A 17,357-nucleotide genomic window follows, 5' to 3' on the forward strand; every position below is an offset into this window, starting at 1 on the left:
TGGCGTGCCGGTTCAGGCGTTCCAGTAAAGGACCATCTCGTCGTCGGTCTGGTCGAGGTTGCCGGTCATGGTGATCAGATTGACCTGCAGCTCCTGCAGGTCGAACGGGCGGCCGATCAGCTCCTCGATCGTCTCGCGGCGGATGACCAGCCTGTCCTGGGCATCGATCTTCACCATCGCGGGCTGCTCATTGACGACGGCATCGGGATTGTCCTGCACGATGGCCTCGATGACCTGGCGGGTCTCTTCGTTGGTCTGCAGCGCGATGAATACGGTGGACATCGGGAAATTCCTCAGAGGGGCACGCCGGCCTTGGCCATGCGTGCGTTGAATTGCTGGACGATTTCGGTGGTCAGTTCGTCGGCACGCTCGCCGAGGGCGATGCGCAACACGGGCAGCAGCGCCGCCGCCGCACGGTCGCGCCACTGCACGATCCAGTCGGCGAGGACGGTCTTGTTCCCGGCCGATTCGGCGGCGGCGGTCTTGACCGTGGCGTCGATCCATTTGCGGGTCTCGGCATGCCAGTCGGTCATGAACTGGGTCAGCATCGCCACCGGCGTGCCGCCCTTGGCCGAGAGCACGTCGTCGATGATCGTTTCGTACACCAGCGGATACAGCAGGCCGTCGAGCGCCACGTTCTGCGCCACGAACAGCTCGAACGGGTCGCGCAGCACCAGGGTGTCCTCGACGTAGCGGCGCAGCCCTTGCCAGGTGTCGTCCTCCATCCACGCCTGCTTGGCGGCATCGAGCGAATCCACGTCGCCCAGCAGCAGGCCGACGCGGGTCAGGTACTGGGCGATGCCGAGCTGGTCCATCGCGTGGTAGATGCAGGGCTGGGTGAAAGCCGTGCCGTAGCCATAGGCACAGACGGCGGCATTGTTCATGTTGGCGCCCCAGGCCACATGCCGCAGCGGAATCAGCAGCGCCAGCACGGTGTCGCGGATTTCGTCCGGCAGCGTCGCGGCCAGGCCCCGGTTCTCGACGAAATCGAAATTGGCCTCGGCGGTGTCCTGCTGCTTGGCCCGGGCAATGGTGTAGGCACCGTAGTAGAACTGGCGCGGGTCCTTGAAGCTGTACCAGTCGGCCATCCTGATCGCGCTCCGGTCACGGTCGTAGATCAGGTGATCGGGATCCCAGGTCGGGCGATAGTGGTAGTTCGCCTCCTGCTGCATGTCCAGCGTGCCTTCCTGGTAGCGGGATGCCGGCTTGTCCGCACCGATGCGCCGGGCGATGTTGTCGAACGTGTGCCGCAAGGGCTTGATGGTCACGGTGCGCAGATCGATCTGCATGGACGCTCCTCCTTTTGCTTGTATGGCCGCAGTCAGCGAAAGCGCTGATGCGTGGCTTGGTGCAGGTTCCAGTTCCAGTCTTCGGCCTCTTCCGCGCATTCCCCTTCCCGGGGCGCCAGAAAAGCGACGTCGTTGGCCCGGCAAAACGATTCGTAGGCTTCAGCCGGAAGCAGCAGCTCGGCGTAGAGCCCGGGATCGCCGACGGCGAACTCGAACTCGACGAATCCATCCGGCCTGCGCTCGATGAGGCGCACGAACTTCCGGCCGATGTCGATCGCAGGCTCGGCATCCTTCATATCCTTCCCCTCCTCCGGTTTGATCAATGCGGGATCGCGACAGAGCCATCATTAACAACTTCCGTGCCAATCTCGCAAAATCGTGAGATTTCATGTTGATTACTGTTTATCTCGATATTTCTTCGTGCTTCGCCCATTGCCTGGCGCTTCACCAAATGATCAATTCATTGATTTGATAGATCATTTGATTCATTCGATTTATTGCCATGCAGCATCCCGGCCGGAAAGCAAGACGGGCCGGAGACATCCGTCTTCCGGCCCGCCGCACCGCCTGCCCGCTCAGGCACTCATCCAGTCATTTCGCCACCCCGGCGCACACTGCCCTGGCCATCTTGCCGACCACCTCGATCCTCAGGTCGCTGTCGGGAAAAAGCTTGCAGGCCAGTACCACACCCGCGGCCTCTTCCGCTTCGGATACGCAGCTACGGCTCATGCGGCGCGTGTGGTAGCGCCCCTGCATCACCCTGACCTTGCACACGCCGCAGCCGCCGCCCCGGCAGCCCACCGGGATGCCCTTGCGGCCAAGGGCTTCCATGGCACACAACACGTTGTCGCTGTCCGCGCAGCTGAGTCTTTCGCCGCAACCTTCGATCGCCACCACAAATCTCTGTCTCATCCGGGCTGTCTCCTCTTTCGATGTGCTTGCCGTCGATCGGCAATTCGTCCGCACGACCGGCGGCTCATGGCGGCAGATACAAGAATCATGCCATCCATTTATTTTTCTCGAGATTCTATCTATGATCGTGTTTTCCCTGCCCCCCGGCACAAGCACTCGTTTAAGCTTCGTCCGGTGTCCGGACGGTACCGAGGGTCCGGGAGAGCCAGCCGCCGGCAGAGCGGAGGTGACGCCAATCTGGAGGAGATCCGTGACCACCATCCAATACCCGGAGAGCGCAGACCTGCGCAGCCTGCTCCGGTTCGCGCCCGAAGACGGGCATATCTGGCTGAGCGAGCACCGCATGCTGCTGCTGCATGTGGGCGCGATGTCCGAACTGCGCAAGGAACTGATCGGCTCCGTCGGCCAGCAGCAGGCACGCCGCATCCTTACACGGATGGGTTTCGCCTCCGGCATGCGCGACGCGGAGCTTGCGCGCAAGACGCGCCAGGCACGCGATCCCGCCGATGCATTCGTCGTCAGGCCGCAACTGCACATGCTCGAAGGATGTGCGCGCGTCGAACCGGTGCGCCTGGAATTCGACATGCAGGGCAACACTTTCTACGCTGAATTTCTGTGGCACGATGCCTGGGAAGCCGAGGCCCACGCCCAGGCCTTCGGGGAAGTGGATCAACCCGTGTGCTGGATGATGATCGGCTACGCCTCGGGCTATACCAGCGCCTTCATGGGGCGCTTCATCCTGTTCAAGGAAACCCAATGTGCAGCGACGGGCTGCGAAAACTGCAGGATCGTCGGCAAACCCGCCGAGGAATGGCCCGATGCCGACGAGCTCAGGCCTTATTTCGAAGCCGATTCGATCGTCGGACGCCTGCTCGAACTGCGCGAGGAAATCGAGGCGATGCGCCACACGATCGCCTGCCCGCGCAAGACACCCGATCTCATCGGCAGCAGTTCATCCTTTCTCCATGCCTACGACCTGATCAGCCGCGCTGCCTCGACCAGCGTCTCGGTCCTGCTGCTCGGTGAAACCGGCGTCGGCAAGGAACGCTTCGCGAGAACGCTGCACGAGATGAGCGCACGCAAGGATGCCCCCTTCGTCGCGGTCAATTGCGCAGCCCTGCCCGACGAACTGATCGAATCGGAGCTGTTCGGCGTGGAGCGCGGCGCCTTCACGGGCGCTCACGCCTCGCGCGCGGGCAAGTTCGAACGGGCTCATGGCGGCACGCTCTTTCTCGACGAAGTGGGTGAATTGCCCCTCCCCGCGCAGGCAAAGCTGCTGCGCGTGCTTCAGGAAGGCGAAATCGAGCGGCTCGGCGACGAGCGCACGCGCAAGATCAACGTCCGGCTGGTCGCCGCCACCAATGTCGATCTGCAGAAGGCCGTCAGTGCCGGCACGTTCCGGCGCGACCTGTACTATCGCCTCAACGTCTATCCGGTGACGATTCCGCCGCTGCGCGAGCGCCCCGGCGACATTCCGGCCCTCGTCGATGCCCTGGTCCGCCGCTTCGAGACGCTGCACGGCAAGCGCATCGCCGGGATCAGCGACAAGGCCATGCACGCGCTGAAGCTGCACTCCTGGCCCGGCAACGTCCGCGAACTGGAGAATGTCCTCGAACGCGGAGCCATTCTGGCCCCGCAGAATGGCCTGATCGAAATCGAACACCTGTTCATCGGCGCCCTGCCCGATGACAGCCAGGAGCATGCACTCAGCGCCCGGGGCGAACTCGAGGCGGCGCACCGGCCGCCCCAGGATCTGGTCGCAGCCGTACTGGCATCCGGCGTTTCGCTGGAAGCATTCGAGCAAAACCTGCTGAATCGCGCAGTGGACCAGGCCAATGGCAATCTGGCCGCCGCCGCCCGTCTGCTTGGCATGACGCGGCCACAGCTCAACTATCGGATCAAGAAGCAGGCCGGCTAAGGCACGGCGCTGGAATCCCGGGCCCTTGCCCGGCAGGCCGGACATCGATCACGGGTCGGCCGGCTGCTCGCGTGCCATGCCACCGAGCCGGCCTGAACGGAAAAACGCCCCTGCGCTTGCTGCCATGCAATGGCGAGCGCAGGGGCGTTTCCGGTATTCCGGAAACTACAGGGCGGCTTACTTCTTGGCGGCAGCCAGGCCGTCGACGATTTCCTTCTTCGCCTCTTCGACGGAACCCCAGCCCACGACCTTGACCCACTTGCCGGGTTCCAGATCCTTGTAGTGCTCGAAGAAATGCACGGTCTGCTTCATCAGCAGCTCGGGCAGGTCGTCGGTGGTCTGGACCTTGTCGTACAGCGGGGTCAGCTTGGACACCGGCACGGCCACGACCTTGGCATCGACGCCGCTTTCGTCTTCCATCTTCAGCACGCCGACCGGACGGCAGCGGATGACGACACCGGGAGCCAGCGGGAAGGGGGTCACGACCAGCACGTCCACCGGATCGCCGTCGCCGGCAATGGTGTGCGGCACGTAGCCGTAGTTCAGCGGATAACGCATCGACGTGCCCATGAAGCGGTCGACGAAGACGGCGCCGCTGTCCTTGTCTACTTCGAACTTGATCGGATCGCCCTGCGCGGAGATCTCGATGATGACGTTGATGTCGTTCGGCACGTCCTTGCCGGCGCTGACCAGATCGAAACCCATGATTCCCTCCCGTGGAAAATTGTGCGCGGATTATAGGGGGAAATCCGCTTGTCTTGCACTGCATCATCGCCTTCGAAGCCGCTCCGGCAACACGAAAGCCGGGGCATCAGGTCAGGCAGACCACGCCCTCCCACAGCGCGCCGCCCAGCGTGGGCGCGTGGATCAGGCCGAACACGCCGAAGCCCAGCACCAGTAGGCCGGAGGCGAAACGCACCTTGGAATTGCGGGTGAAATCACGGAAACGCTTGAACAGCATGCCGGCCAGCAGCAGGTTGGGCAGCGTTCCGAGGCCGAAGGCGAGCATCAGCCCCGCACCGCGCACGCCGGAGCCGGTGACGAGCGCAGTCGCCAGGATGGAATAGGTCAGGCCACAGGGGATGAAACCCCACAGCAGGCCCAGCGGCAGCGCCTGCTTGACCGAGCGCGCCGGCAGGAAATGCCGTGTCGCGGGCTGGATGCGGCGCCACAGCACGTGGCCGGCACGCTCGACCGGCACCAGCAGGCGGGTGAAGCCGGTGAGATAGAGGCCGAGCGCGATCAGCATCAGGTTGGCGAGCACGTACAGGCCCATCTGCACCGGCAGCATGCCGTCGTACAGCATGCCGACCGAACCCAGCGCGCCCACCACGCCGCCCAGCGCGGTGTAGGTGGTGATGCGGCCTACGCTGTAGGCCAGGTGCAGCGGCCATTGCGGCCTGCGGCCGGGCAGCTGCACCTGGGCGGTGAGCGCGCCGACGATGCCGCCGCACATCGACACGCAGTGCGTGCCGCCGAGCAGGCCGATCAGGAAGACGGCGAAGTAGCCGGTTTCGGGCATGGTCGAAACAGGACCGGTAAGAGGGCCAGGGAGAAAAGCTGCCTATTCTACGCCCCCGGCACGCACGCTGCTGCGGCGCGGTGCCGCAGGCGGGCTCGCCCGTCAGGCAGAGCCCCCCCTGCCCGTCGCTCAGATCACGCGCGAGTAGCGCGCGCGTTCGCGGTCTGCACGCAGGTAGCGGTCGAACACCATGGCGATGCCGCGCACCAGCAGGCGGCCGGCTGGCTCGACGCTGATCCAGTCGCCGTCGATCCTGACCAGGCCGGCCTTCTGCATCTCCTGCAGATCGGCGAGCTCGCTGGCGAAATACTCGCGGAAATCGATCAGGTGGGCGATCTCGATCGACTGCATCGACAGCTCGAAGTGGCACATCAGCGCCTGGATGATCGAGCGCCGCAGCAGGTCGTCCGCGTTCAGCTCGATGCCGCGCAGCACCGGCAGTTCGTCGCGGTCGAGGGCATCGTAGTAGTCGTCGAGCGTCTTGACGTTCTGCGCATACACCGGGCCGATCTTGCCGATCGCCGACACGCCGAAGGCCAGCAGGTCGCATTCGGCCTGGGTCGAGTAGCCCTGGAAGTTGCGGTGCAGCCGGCCCTGGCGCTGGGCGACGGTCAGTTCGTCGTCGGGCTTGGCGAAGTGGTCCATGCCGATATAGACGTAGCCCGCTTCGGTCAGGCGGCGGATGCCGAGCTGCAGCAACTGCAGCTTGGTGTCGGCGGTGGGCATGTCGTCCTGCGAGATGCGGCGCTGCGGCTTGAACAGGCCCGGCAGGTGCGCATAGCTGTAGAGCGAGACGCGGTCGGGCGAGATCTCCAGCACCTGTTCGAGCGTGCGGTTGAAGCTGATGACGTTCTGCCTGGGCAGGCCGTAGATCAGGTCCATGCTCACCGACTTGAAGCCGTTGGCGCGCGCGGCATCGATGACGAGCTTGGTTTCCTCGAAGCTCTGGATGCGGTTGACTGCCCGCTGGACGTCTTCGGCGAAGTCCTGCACGCCGACGCTCATGCGGTTGAAGCCGAGTTCGGCCAGCAGCGCGACGGTGTCGAAATCCACCTTGCGCGGGTCGACCTCGATGGAATATTCGCCATTCGGCACCAGCGTGAAATGCTCGCGCACCGAAGCCATCAGCTGCCGCATTTCGTCGTGCGACAGGAAGGTGGGCGTGCCGCCGCCCAGGTGCAGTTGCGTCACCTGGTGGCCGCCCTCCAGACAGGCGGCCTGCATCTCGATCTCCTTGGCCAGGTATTTCAGGTACTTGGCCGAGCGCCCGTGATCCTTGGTGATGATCTTGTTGCAGGCGCAGTAGTAGCAGATCGTGTTACAGAACGGGATGTGGAAGTATAATGAGAGAGGTTTGCTGACGCCGCCGATGGCTCGCTTGGCAAGCCAATCCTTGAGGGCATCAGCGTTGAATGCCTCGACGAAGCGATCCGCAGTGGGATAGGACGTGTACCGCGGACCGTTGATGTCGAATCGGCGGATGAGCTGCGGATCGAAGATGAGTTCGTTCTGGTCGGTCATGATCTGAAGCTTGAGTGTGTGCCGAACAATGGCAGAACACCACAATATTTTGGTTGACGTGGATCAACGGGCAGGAACAGCCCGGGGTCGATGGACTGGTGAGGGCGCCCGGGACAGTGTCTGAAGGGAACGGAATTATCGTGCAGATGAGGGCAAGCGTGCCAGTGACCATGAACGGGTTGAAGACCGCCTGTTCGCAATGCAATCTCGTGGAGCTGTGTCTGCCCTTCGGCATGTCCGACAGCGAATTGCACCAGCTCGACGAACTGGTCGGCGGGCGCCGCAAGGTCAAGCGCCAGCAGAGCCTGTACCGTGCGGGCGATCCTTTCGAGGCAATCTACGCCATTCGCGCCGGCTCGTTCAAGACCGACGTGCTGCTCGAGGACGGCCGCGACCAGGTGACCGGCTTCCAGATGACGGGCGAAATCCTCGGCCTGGACGGCATCAGCACCGAAAGCCACAGCTGCAACGCGGTGGCGCTGGAAGACAGCGAAGTGTGCGTGATCCCCTACGCCAAGCTCGAGCAGCTGTCGCACGAGGTCGAAGGCCTGCAGCATCAGTTCCACAAGGTCATGAGCCGCGAGATCGTGCGCGACCACGGCGTGATGATGCTGCTCGGCTCGATGCGCGCCGAGGAGCGGCTGGCGGCCTTCCTGCTCAACATGTCGCAGCGCTTCACCGCACGCGGTTTCTCGGCGGCCGAATTCCACCTGCGCATGACGCGCGAGGAAATCGGCTCCTATCTCGGCCTCAAGCTCGAGACCGTGTCGCGCGCCTTTTCCCGCTTCCAGGAAGAAGGCCTGATCGCCGTGCAGCAGAAGCACATCCGCCTGCTCGACACGACCAGGCTGCGCAAGCTGGTCCAGCATCAGACGGCCGGCTGCGGGCGCTGAGAGCGCCTGCTTCCGGCCTGCCTTTGCCCCCTTCCCGTCTCGCTGCCTCGACCGTCCCGTCAGACGACGGCAGCCAGATAGCCCGCAGCGTTCTTGCTCAGCGCCACCGACACGATCCACGCATACACCGCGAGCGCGGCGGCAAACGCGAACAGCCGCTGCGAGCGCGTCTTGCCGCGCTTGAGGGCGACGGTGCCGAGCGCGACGTAGGCGACCAGCCCGATGACCTTGGCCGTCACCCAATCAGCCTGGAACGGATACTGCTGGATCATCACCGCCAGCACGATCGCCGTGATCAGCAGGACGCTATCGACGACGTGGGGCAGCACCCGCGCCGGCAGGCTCTTCAGCAAGGGGCTACCGCTGATCATCCAGTAGCCTCGCAGCAGGAAGCCCAGGATGCTGAGCGCCACGCAGGTGACGTGAAGATGCTTGATGGCGAAATACATGTTCTTCCTTTTTTCCAGGGGCAGCACGGCCGCCGCAGCCCCTGCCCTCAATTAGAATGGAGGCCGACAAACGAGACGGCTTCCCATCAGGAGCGCCCGCACATGGCCAGCACCCCACCAATAGACATCCCCGCGCTGCTCAAGCGCATTCCGCTTTTCAGCGAACTGTCCGCAGCCGACATCGAGCGCATCGCCCGCTACACCCGCGACCGCCACATCGCCCGCGGCGAAGTCCTGTTCCAGCGCGGCGACCAGCCGCATGGCTTTTACTTCGTCGTCTCGGGCCAGGTCAAGCTCGCCTTCTCCTCGCCGCAGGGCACGGAAAAGGTCGTCGAGATCATCGGCCCGATGCAGAGTTTCGGCGAAGCGGTGATGTTCATGAACAAGCCCTACCCGGTGTTCGCCGAGGCGCTGACGGAAACGGCGCTGATCCACGTCGGCCAGGCCGTGGTCAGCGAACTGATCGACCAGGACCCCTCCTTCGCCCACAAGCTGCTCGCCGGCATGTCGATCCGCCTGCACGGCCTGATCCAGGACGTCGAGACCTACTCGCTGCGCTCGAGCATCCAGCGCGTGATCGGCTATCTGCTGCAGGTCGCCGACAGCGACTCGCCCTGCGAGATCGACCTGCCCACCAGCAAGCAGGTGATCGCCTCGCGCCTGAACCTGACGCCCGAAACCCTGTCGCGAATCTTCCACGATCTCAGCGAGTCCGGCCTGATCAGCGTGCACGGCAAGCACATCACGCTGCACGATCCTGCCCGCCTGGCACGCCACCAGGTCTGAGCACGCGGCTCAGGACTCCAGCACGTAGCTTCCCGGTGCCGGGCACAACGCCGGGAAGCTGTCGTTCGCGACCGGCCGCGCCTCGACCTCCGGGCCGACGCGCGGCTTGAGCCAGCGCATCCAGTCCTCCCACCAGCTGCCCTGGTGCTGCTCGGCACGTTGGTGCCAGCTATCGGCGGTATCGGAACGGCGTGCATCCGCGACCCAATAGCGCCGCTTCGGCGGATGAACGATCGGATTCAGGATGCCGAGGATGTGCCCCGAGCTCGACAGCACGTAGCGCCGGCTGCCGACCACGTGGTTGTTGATGGCGAAGGTCTGGCGCCAGGGCGCGATGTGGTCATCCTCGGCCGCGACTGCGTACATGGGCTGGCGGATCAGCGACAGGTCGAGCTTTTCGCCGGCGACTTCGAGGGCGTTGGGCTGGATCAGCCGGTTGTGCAGGTAGAGCTCGCGCAGATACCAGGCATGCATCGCATACGGCATGCGCGTGGAATCCATGTTCCAGTACAGCACGTCGAAAGGCGGTGGCGTCTCGCCATACAGCCAGCCATTGACCACGTACTGCCAGATCAGGCTGTTCGAGCGCAGCAGGCGGAAGGAAGCCGCCATCTCGGCCCCATCCAGATAGCCCTTCTGCGCCATCTTGTTGTCCAGGTAGTCGATGCTGCTCTTGTCGATGAAGACTTCGATGTCGCCCGGCTTGTGGAAGTCCACCAGGGTGGTGAACAGCGTCCAGTCGGCGACCGGCACCGCATCCTCGCCATGGCGGCGGTTGGCCCAGGCCATGTACATCGCCAGCGCCGTGCCGCCGATGCAGTAGCCCACCGCGTGGACCTGCCGGGCAGCGGTGAACTCGCGTGCGACACGCACGATGGTATCGACACCTTCGAGCAGGTAGTCGTCGAACGTGAGCTCGTGCATCGAAGCGTCCGGGTTCTTCCAGCTCGTGATGAAGACGTCCAGCCCCTGGTCGAGCAGGAAGCGGATCATGCTCCGCTTCGGCGTCAGGTCGAGCACGTAGAACTTGTTGATCCAGGGCGTGACGATGACCACCGGCTCGGCATGGATACGCGGCTGGCTGGGGGCGTAGTGGATGATTTCGAGCAGGCGGTTGCGAAAGATCACCGCACCCGGCGTGACGGCGAGGTTCTCACCGACCTTGAAATCATCGGGATCGGTCATCCTGATGTCGCCCGCCTTCAGGTCGGCGAAGAAATTCTCGAAGCCGCGCATGAGGCTGGCGCCGCCGCTTTCCACCGCCTTGCGCAAAGCCACCGGATTGGTCAGCAGGAAGTTCGTCGGCGCCACGGCATTGAGCCAGTTGCGCCACCAGAACGCCGCCCGCCGCCGCTCCTTGCTCGACAGGGCCGGCGTCTCGTAGAGCATGTCCTGGGTGTGATGGGTGAAGGCGAGATACCACTCCTTGATCAGATCCCAGGTCGGGGACTCAGTCCACACCGGATCGGCAAACCGCGTGTCGCCCTGATGCGGTTCGATCGGATCGGTACTGGGCAAGCCGGCTGCGCGATTCCAGGTATGCCACTGCAGGCGCCACAGGTCGGACGACAGCCGCATGGCACGCTCGGCAAGCTCCTGGGGGTGGGCCAGCCAGGCGAGCTGTGCATGGACGATGGGCGCCGCCAGGCCCAGCGGATCGGCCGCCTCGGCGAGGCCTTCGTTCATGCGGTGCAGGGTCTTGTAGAACTCCGGCGGCCGGGGCGCGGCAGAGCGGGCCCGACCCGCTCCGTTTCCTCCCCGCGCCTGCCTCTTCGCCGCCCCCCCGATCTTCTGGTTCATGTTCGATCTCCCATTCTGTTCACTGGATGAAGTAAGGCCGCCCGGGTTCGGGCATCAGCACATGCCGCCATCCCAGCCGGTCGCGGATGGCATCGGCCAGCGCCAGCGCGCCGAGCGGCTCCCCATGCACGACGAAGGTATGCTGCGGCGCCTGCCTGAAGCGCCCCAGCCAATCGAGCAGTGCCGGCTGATCGGCATGCGCCGACAAACCGCCAATGGTGTGGATGCGTGCGCGCACCGGAACCCGCTCACCGAACAGCGTGACCTGCTGCGCCCCATCCACCAGCCGGCGGCCCAGCGTGCCCGCGGCCTGGAAGCCGGCGATGACGACCGCACATTCGCTGCGGCCGAGGTTGTGGCGCAGATGATGCCGGATCCGCCCCGCGTCACACATGCCGCTGGCGGAGATGATCACCAGGCCACCGCGGACTTCGTTCAGCGCCATCGACTCTTCGACGTCCTGCACGAAACGGACGTCGAAACGTCCCTGGCTGGACTGCCACCAGGCATAGAGCGCCTGCGTCTCCTCGTCCCAGAGTTCGTGGTGGTCCAGGGTCAGCGCCGTGACCGCCGAGGCCATCGGCGAGTCGACGACGACCTTCAGCGGCCCGAGGCGGCCTGCGCGCACCAGATCGGCCAGCACGAACAAGATCTCCTGCGTCCGTCCGACGGCGAATGCCGGAATGACGACATTGCCGCCACGCCCGTGTACCGTCTGCTGTATCGCATCGACCAGTTCGTCGCAAGTGGCCGCGAGCGGCCGGTGGGCGCGGTTGCCGTAGGTCGATTCCACGCACAGCACATCCGCACGCTCGACAGGCACCGGATCGCGCACCACCGGGCGCATCGGCTGGCCGAGATCGCCCGACGCCACCAGGCGCTTCACTGCCGTGCCTTCACCGACATCGATCTCGATGATCGCCGAACCCAGGATGTGCCCCGCCTCGCGAAAGCGGCAACGCACTCCCGGCCCCGGACGGAAATCCGTCTCGTAGGCGACGGGCCGCAAGCGGGCGAGGCTGCTGCGGGCCTGCTCGACGGTGTAGAGCGGCGTCATCTCCGCACGGCGGCGGGCACGGCGATTGTGCGCATTGCGCAGGGCCCACTCGGCTTCCTTTTCCTGGATGTGCGCGGAATCCATCAGCATGATGCCGAGCAGGTCCACCGTCGCGGGCGTGGCCAGAACCGGCCCCTTGTAGCCGAGTGCGACGAGGCGTGGTACGAGGCCGCTGTGATCGAGATGGGCATGCGTCAACAGCACGAAGTCGATCTGCCGGAGGTCGAAATCGAGCGCACGGCGATTTCGCCCCTCCGCCGTCCGTCCCCCCTGGAACAGGCCGCAGTCCACGAGAAAGCTCCCGCGCTCGTGGTCAACCCGCAGACACGATCCCGTCACCTCGCCGGCTGCACCCATGAAGCTCAGTTTCATCGTCTATCCCCTTGCCATGCACGATGCACCCCTCGAACGGCAGACCGTTTGACGCTCGTCAAACCCGATGCCGCGGCACAGCCAGCTATAATCGAATTGCACCCAACCGACAGGAGAGATACGCCATGTTCAAGCACATCCTCGTTCCCACCGATGGTTCCGCACTGTCGGAAAGCACGGTTTCCCGTGCAGTGACCTTCGCCAGTGAAGCCGGGGCGCGCGTCACATTCTTCTACGCCCAGCCCGATTTTCCGATGCCGATCTACGGCGAAGGCGCCTTGATCGACCCCACCACGCCGGAACAGTTCGCAAAATCCGCGGCAGCGGAAGCACAATCCATCCTCGACAAGGCAAAAGCCGTTGCCGACAGCGCAGGCGTCGTGGCGGCGACCGATACGGTCGTCAACGAAATACCTTACGAGGCAGTGATCGATGCCGCCGACCGCCATGGCTGCGATCTCATCTTCATGGCTTCGCACGGCCGCCGCGGCATCGCCGGCCTGCTGCTCGGTAGCGAAACCCAGAAAGTGCTGACGCACAGCAAGATCCCGGTCCTCGTCTATCGCTGAACGGCGAGCTTCGACAACTCCCCCGGAAATGCAGAACGGCCCGTGAGGGCCGTTCTGCATTTCCGGGCCTGGCAGCGGGACGTCAATTCCGCCGATTCAGCTCACTGGCACTGCGTTGCAAAAAGATCGTGCACAGGCTGGAGGCCGCGCATACCAGCCAGAAGCCGAGAAAGCCGATCGAATAGGTCGCCAGTTCGCCATAGTCGACCGGCTGCCCGAACAGGTAGAGCTGTTGCGGATCGATCACGGTAAAGAAGACCGCCTCTGCCATCGCCGCCACCAGGAATGACGGCCACAGCACCTGTATCCATTTCAGCATCGCATCTCTCCTTCGCACGGGAGAATCATGACATTGCTCTCAGCAGTCCGTTCCGGCCATTCGGCTTCCGCGCCGGAAGCAGACCGTTCGCCCTGCCGATGGGGAAGGCGAGCATGGACAGGCTGGGCAGGCCGGCACACTGCCAGGCCGCAGTCGGGGTGTCCTTTCAATATAGCCGGTAAACGGCTCAAGCAGCTGCTGGATCGATCCAGATTTCCGTCTCCGTCGGAATGTAAGTATCCCCGCTCATACGCCAGCTGCGAGCCTCGTCCTCCAGCAGGAACAGCCAGCGCCCGGTGCTCAGGGGCGCCAGTGCAGCCTGGTAAACGCCGCCGGCACCTTCGAGCAGAATTTCCTGGTCCATGCCGCCACGCGTGGGATGCGAAACGGTGAGGAGAAGGCGCTCGGGCAAGTTCGACGTATCGAGCGCATCGAGTTCGATCCGGATCGAGTCGCTGCGCACGACGAGGTGCGCCCTCAGGCCGAGCTCCTTCGCATGCTCGGCACGCTCCATCGTTTGCACGATGGCACGCCCTTCCTTGTAGTAATCATCGACCACCATGCCATCGAAGGTATTGATGGCGATCACCAGGGTCGCGATCCCGGCGACGACTGCAATCGCCGGGAAGCTGATCAGGAACCAGGGCCAACCCTGCTTGTACCACGGCGGCGGCGTCTTCTCTGTCAAGGTCGTATTCATCTTGGAATGAGGAAAGTCGTTTCTTCTGTGATGCTCAGGCCGGAATCATCTTCCGCGGTGATCTGGAAGGCAATCGTGTTCGCTCCGGGCTGGCCCTGATCGTAAGGCACGAGGACCTGGGTCGTCAGCGAATGCGTTGCTGCCGGGCCGACCTCGACGCTTTGCGCGCTGCCGATCCTGGCCCCGGGAATGCCCACGACATCGATGCGGAAGCTGCGCGACGCTTCGGACATGTTGATCACATGCAGGTTATACACGTTTTCGATCATGCCGCCTTCGATCTCGCGCCCGAGCGAGGAGCGGTCGCGAATCACGTCGACCCGCAGCGGCTCGCGGTTCGCGAGCAGCAGCACGAATCCGACGCACATTACCGCAAGCACGAAGCCATAGATCAATGTACGGGGACGGAGGACGTGCCCGAGTATCTCCTTGCGCCCCCAGCCTTTCTTCACCGCGTTATCGGTCGAATAGCGGATGAGGCCGCGCGGGTACTGCATCTTGTCCATCACCTGGTCACAGGCGTCGATACAGGCCCCACAGCCGATGCACTCGTACTGCAGGCCCTGCCGGATGTCGATTCCGGTCGGACAGACCTGGACGCAGATGCTGCAATCGATACAGTCTCCCCTGCCCACCGTCTTGGGATCGACCCCCTTCCGGCGCGAGCCGCGCGGTTCGCCACGCCCTTCGTCATAGGTGACGACCAGGGTGTCGGGGTCGAACATCACCGCCTGGAAGCGGGCGTAGGGGCACATGTACTTGCACACCTGCTCGCGCATCACACCTGCGAACAGATAGGTGAAGCCCGCATAGAACAGGATCCAGAATGCTTCCCATGGCCCGAAGGTGAAGCCCGGCACGGCGGCCAGCAATTCCTTCAGCGGCGAGAAATAGGCCACGAAAGTGAACCCGGTCCATAGCGAGAACAGCCCCCAGACGAAATACTTGGCCGTCCGCTTGAGCGCCTTCTCGCCGTTCATCGGCATCTTGTCGAGCTTCTGCTGCTTGCTGTGGTCGCCTTCGATCTTCTGCTCGAACCACATGAAGATCTCGGTATACACCGTCTGCGGACAAGCGTAGCCGCACCACAGGCGGCCAGCGATTGCAGTGAAGAAGAACAGCGCGTAGGCGGAGATGATCAGCAGCAGGGCGAGGAAGAGCACGTCCTGCGGCCAGAACACCCAGTTGAAGATGTAGAACTTGCGCTCGGTGAGATGGAACAGGACTGCCTGACGATCGTTCCAGGTCAGCCACGGCAATCCGTAGAAAACGATCTGCGTGATCCACACCAAGGCCCAGCGCCAGTTGGCGAACAGGCCGGTGACGGCGCGCACGTAAAGCTTGCGGCGTGATTCGTAGAGCGAGTCGCTCGATTGGGAAGAATTCTGCTTGGCCGATTTGTTCGGCTGTGGGGATGGGCTGCTCATGGTGCCTCTGACCGATGAATTCTTGTTCTTGTTTTATGGGTAACCCCGGGAGGACCCCCTCCTCCCGGGGATGGAACTGCTTTTACCGTACCGACTGTTACTGCTTGCTCAGGCTCAGCACGTAGGCCGTCAGCAGGTGGACCTTGTCCTCGCCGAGGAACTCGCCGAAGGCCGGCATCTGGTTGGTGCGGCCATGGGTGATGGTCTCGACGATGGTCGCTTCGGACGAACCGTACAGCCAGGCCTTGTTGGCCAGGTTGGGCGCGCCGAGCATCGGGTTGCCGGTGCCATCGGCGCCGTGGCAGGCCACGCAATTGGTGTCGAAGGCCTCCTTGCCGCGCTGGGCGCGCAGCGAGTCGTGCGCCAGGCCCGACAGCGAACGGACGTAGTTGGCAACGTCCTTGACACCTTCCCCGCCCAGGATCGGGCCGAAGGGCGTCATGATCCCCATGCGCCCACCGGTGATGGTGGCCTTGATCGCCTCGGGATCACCGCCCCACTGCCATTCGTCGTCGGTCAGGTTGGGGAAGCCCTTGTTGCCCTGTGCAGCTGAACCATGGCACTGCGCACAGTAAGTCAGGAACAGGCGCTTGCCCATCGCGTTCGCTTCCGGATCGGCAGCCACGGCCATCACGTCCATCTCGCGGTACTTGGCGAAGATCGGGCCGTAGCGCTCCTCGGCCTTGGCCATTTCGGCGTCGTACTGCGCCCACTGGCCGCGGTGCTGGTTCACGTCGCCGAAGCCCGGATAGATCGCCAGATACGTGACGGCAAAGATGATCGTGAGCCAGAACAGATACATCCACCAGCGCGGCAGCGGATTGTTGTATTCGGCGATCGTCTCGTCCCACACGTGGCCGTGCAGTTCGACCGGCCCCTTTTCGCGCTTGGTCATGTTCGACGCCAGCACGAACACGCAGAACAGGATGGAGAGGGCCACCAGGACCATCACATACATGTTCCAGAAACCGCTGATAAAGTCAGCCATTTGCTTTTCCCTCTTGGTCTTGCCGGCGATCGGAGGCCGGCAGGTCATCATCGCTCAGGGGCAGGCGCGCCGCCTCGTCGAATCCCTTCTTGGCGTGCTTGCTGTATGCCCAGACGACGATGCCCAGGAAGCATAGCAAGCCCAGAACAGTGAACAGGCTTCTGAGGTCATTGATATCCACGGCGCGCCTCGACCCTTACTTAAAGTCCGAAATCGCAGTGCCCAGACCCTGCAGGTACGCAATGATGGCGTCCAGTTCGGTCTTGCCCTCGAGGGCGGCGGGCGCGGCGGCGATCTCTTCCTCGCTGTACTTGTGCAGGCCCACCTTGTTGAGCGCACGCATCTTCAGCTGGATGTCGTCGGCCTTGACCGGACGATCGAGCCAGGGGAACGCAGGCATGTTCGATTCGGGCACCACGTCGCGCGGGTTGAGCAGGTGCGCCCGCTGCCATTCGTCGGAATAGCGGCCGCCGACACGCGCCAGATCGGGACCGGTACGCTTGGAGCCCCACTGGAACGGATGGTCGTAGATGAACTCGCCCGCCACCGAATAATGGCCATAGCGCTCGGTTTCGGCGCGGAACGGACGAATCATCTGCGAGTGGCAGTTGTAGCAGCCTTCGCGGATGTAGATGTCGCGGCCGACCAGGCGCACCGGGTCGTAGGGCTTGACGTCGAGCGCATTGCCCTTCTGGTCGATTGCCGTCGTCGTCGAGTGCTGGAAGAACAGCGGCACGATTTCCACCAGACCGCCCACGCTGACGGTCATCAGCGACAGGACGATCATCAGGAATACGTTGCGCTCGATTTTTTCGTGTTTCGATTGAGCCATGTT

Annotated in this window: 20 protein-coding genes; 4 read left to right on the plus strand and 16 right to left on the minus strand. The window is 63.7% G+C overall.

From position 1 onward, the window contains the following. Window positions 1–12: 12 nt before the first annotated feature. The 4 genes from ACNQFN_RS16285 to ACNQFN_RS16300 form a co-directional block, all read right to left on the minus strand. Window positions 13–282, minus strand: a complete 270-nt coding sequence (locus ACNQFN_RS16285; RefSeq protein WP_068636194.1) for an MmoB/DmpM family protein — start codon at window positions 280–282, stop codon at window positions 13–15. A gap of 11 nt (window positions 283–293) precedes the next feature. Beyond that, window positions 294–1,289, minus strand: coding sequence for an aromatic/alkene monooxygenase hydroxylase subunit beta (locus ACNQFN_RS16290; protein ID WP_418647008.1), 996 nt, complete (start codon window positions 1,287–1,289; stop codon window positions 294–296). Window positions 1,290–1,321: 32 nt separating this feature from the next. After that, window positions 1,322–1,585 (minus strand): phenol hydroxylase subunit, encoded by a 264-nt coding sequence (locus tag ACNQFN_RS16295; RefSeq protein ID WP_068636192.1) that lies wholly within the window; start codon window positions 1,583–1,585, stop codon window positions 1,322–1,324. Between the two features lie 295 nt (window positions 1,586–1,880). Continuing rightward, the gene (locus tag ACNQFN_RS16300; protein ID WP_068636191.1) at window positions 1,881–2,201 is read right to left on the minus strand and encodes a 2Fe-2S iron-sulfur cluster-binding protein; all 321 of its coding nucleotides are present in this window, start codon (window positions 2,199–2,201) and stop codon (window positions 1,881–1,883) included. A 250-nt stretch (window positions 2,202–2,451) separates the two neighbouring features. Here ACNQFN_RS16300 and ACNQFN_RS16305 point away from each other — a divergent pair, with 250 nt between their 5' ends. Further along, entirely contained in the window at window positions 2,452–4,119 is a 1,668-nt protein-coding gene (locus ACNQFN_RS16305; protein WP_418648926.1) for a sigma 54-interacting transcriptional regulator, read from the plus strand. A gap of 177 nt (window positions 4,120–4,296) precedes the next feature. On the opposite strand, the gene ppa is transcribed toward ACNQFN_RS16305, so the two are convergent. The 3 genes from ppa to hemN form a co-directional block, all read right to left on the minus strand. Further along, entirely contained in the window at window positions 4,297–4,824 is a 528-nt protein-coding gene (ppa, locus tag ACNQFN_RS16310; protein ID WP_068636189.1) for an inorganic diphosphatase, read from the minus strand. A gap of 106 nt (window positions 4,825–4,930) precedes the next feature. Beyond that, window positions 4,931–5,641, minus strand: coding sequence for a sulfite exporter TauE/SafE family protein (locus tag ACNQFN_RS16315; RefSeq protein ID WP_068636188.1), 711 nt, complete (start codon window positions 5,639–5,641; stop codon window positions 4,931–4,933). A gap of 129 nt (window positions 5,642–5,770) precedes the next feature. Beyond that, complete coding sequence (gene hemN, locus ACNQFN_RS16320; RefSeq protein ID WP_068636187.1) at window positions 5,771–7,162, minus strand: oxygen-independent coproporphyrinogen III oxidase; 1,392 nt, start codon at window positions 7,160–7,162, stop codon at window positions 5,771–5,773. Between the two features lie 146 nt (window positions 7,163–7,308). On the opposite strand from hemN, the gene fnr reads away from it, so the two are divergent. Continuing rightward, window positions 7,309–8,055 carry a fumarate/nitrate reduction transcriptional regulator Fnr gene (gene fnr / locus ACNQFN_RS16325; protein WP_068636186.1) on the plus strand — a complete coding sequence of 249 codons (747 nt, stop codon included), beginning with the start codon at window positions 7,309–7,311 and terminating at the stop codon, window positions 8,053–8,055. A gap of 59 nt (window positions 8,056–8,114) precedes the next feature. Here the strand turns inward: fnr and ACNQFN_RS16330 are convergent, their stop codons facing one another. After that, window positions 8,115–8,504, minus strand: coding sequence for a SirB2 family protein (locus tag ACNQFN_RS16330; protein WP_068636185.1), 390 nt, complete (start codon window positions 8,502–8,504; stop codon window positions 8,115–8,117). Window positions 8,505–8,606: 102 nt separating this feature from the next. Between ACNQFN_RS16330 and ACNQFN_RS16335 the strand changes: the two genes are divergently transcribed. Beyond that, window positions 8,607–9,290, plus strand: coding sequence for a Crp/Fnr family transcriptional regulator (locus ACNQFN_RS16335; RefSeq protein WP_068636184.1), 684 nt, complete (start codon window positions 8,607–8,609; stop codon window positions 9,288–9,290). A gap of 9 nt (window positions 9,291–9,299) precedes the next feature. On the opposite strand, the gene ACNQFN_RS16340 is transcribed toward ACNQFN_RS16335, so the two are convergent. Both ACNQFN_RS16340 and ACNQFN_RS16345 read right to left on the minus strand, forming a co-directional pair. Further along, a complete protein-coding gene (locus ACNQFN_RS16340) occupies window positions 9,300–10,976 on the minus strand; it encodes a PHA/PHB synthase family protein (protein WP_418648927.1) in 1,677 nt (558 codons plus the stop codon). Window positions 10,977–11,109: 133 nt separating this feature from the next. Further along, window positions 11,110–12,519 (minus strand): MBL fold metallo-hydrolase RNA specificity domain-containing protein, encoded by a 1,410-nt coding sequence (locus tag ACNQFN_RS16345; RefSeq protein ID WP_068636182.1) that lies wholly within the window; start codon window positions 12,517–12,519, stop codon window positions 11,110–11,112. A 125-nt stretch (window positions 12,520–12,644) separates the two neighbouring features. On the opposite strand from ACNQFN_RS16345, the gene ACNQFN_RS16350 reads away from it, so the two are divergent. Then, window positions 12,645–13,088 carry a universal stress protein gene (locus ACNQFN_RS16350; protein WP_068636181.1) on the plus strand — a complete coding sequence of 148 codons (444 nt, stop codon included), beginning with the start codon at window positions 12,645–12,647 and terminating at the stop codon, window positions 13,086–13,088. Between the two features lie 82 nt (window positions 13,089–13,170). Here ACNQFN_RS16350 and ACNQFN_RS16355 read toward each other — a convergent pair whose 3' ends face one another. The 6 genes from ACNQFN_RS16355 to ccoO all read right to left on the minus strand — a co-directional run bounded on the left by ACNQFN_RS16355 (window position 13,171) and on the right by ccoO (window position 17,354). Further along, on the minus strand, window positions 13,171–13,407 hold the full coding sequence (locus ACNQFN_RS16355; RefSeq protein WP_068636180.1) for a hypothetical protein: 237 nt from the start codon (window positions 13,405–13,407) through the stop codon (window positions 13,171–13,173). A gap of 187 nt (window positions 13,408–13,594) precedes the next feature. Beyond that, window positions 13,595–14,107: a FixH family protein gene (locus ACNQFN_RS16360; protein ID WP_068636179.1), complete on the minus strand. Its 513-nt coding sequence runs from the start codon at window positions 14,105–14,107 to the stop codon at window positions 13,595–13,597. Further along, entirely contained in the window at window positions 14,104–15,534 is a 1,431-nt protein-coding gene (gene ccoG / locus ACNQFN_RS16365; protein ID WP_068636178.1) for a cytochrome c oxidase accessory protein CcoG, read from the minus strand. Before ccoG ends, ACNQFN_RS16360 begins: the two co-directional genes overlap by 4 nt. 97 nt (window positions 15,535–15,631) lie before the next feature. Beyond that, entirely contained in the window at window positions 15,632–16,522 is an 891-nt protein-coding gene (gene ccoP / locus ACNQFN_RS16370; RefSeq protein WP_068636177.1) for a cytochrome-c oxidase, cbb3-type subunit III, read from the minus strand. Continuing rightward, window positions 16,515–16,703 carry a CcoQ/FixQ family Cbb3-type cytochrome c oxidase assembly chaperone gene (locus ACNQFN_RS16375; protein ID WP_068636176.1) on the minus strand — a complete coding sequence of 63 codons (189 nt, stop codon included), beginning with the start codon at window positions 16,701–16,703 and terminating at the stop codon, window positions 16,515–16,517. Before ACNQFN_RS16375 ends, ccoP begins: the two co-directional genes overlap by 8 nt. 15 nt (window positions 16,704–16,718) lie before the next feature. After that, window positions 16,719–17,354 carry a cytochrome-c oxidase, cbb3-type subunit II gene (gene ccoO / locus ACNQFN_RS16380; RefSeq protein WP_068636175.1) on the minus strand — a complete coding sequence of 212 codons (636 nt, stop codon included), beginning with the start codon at window positions 17,352–17,354 and terminating at the stop codon, window positions 16,719–16,721. Window positions 17,355–17,357: the final 3 nt, after the last annotated feature.

Origin of the sequence: Thauera butanivorans (assembly GCF_048398245.1) — a bacterium.
In the GTDB taxonomy this organism is placed as follows: domain Bacteria; phylum Pseudomonadota; class Gammaproteobacteria; order Burkholderiales; family Rhodocyclaceae; genus Thauera; species Thauera butanivorans.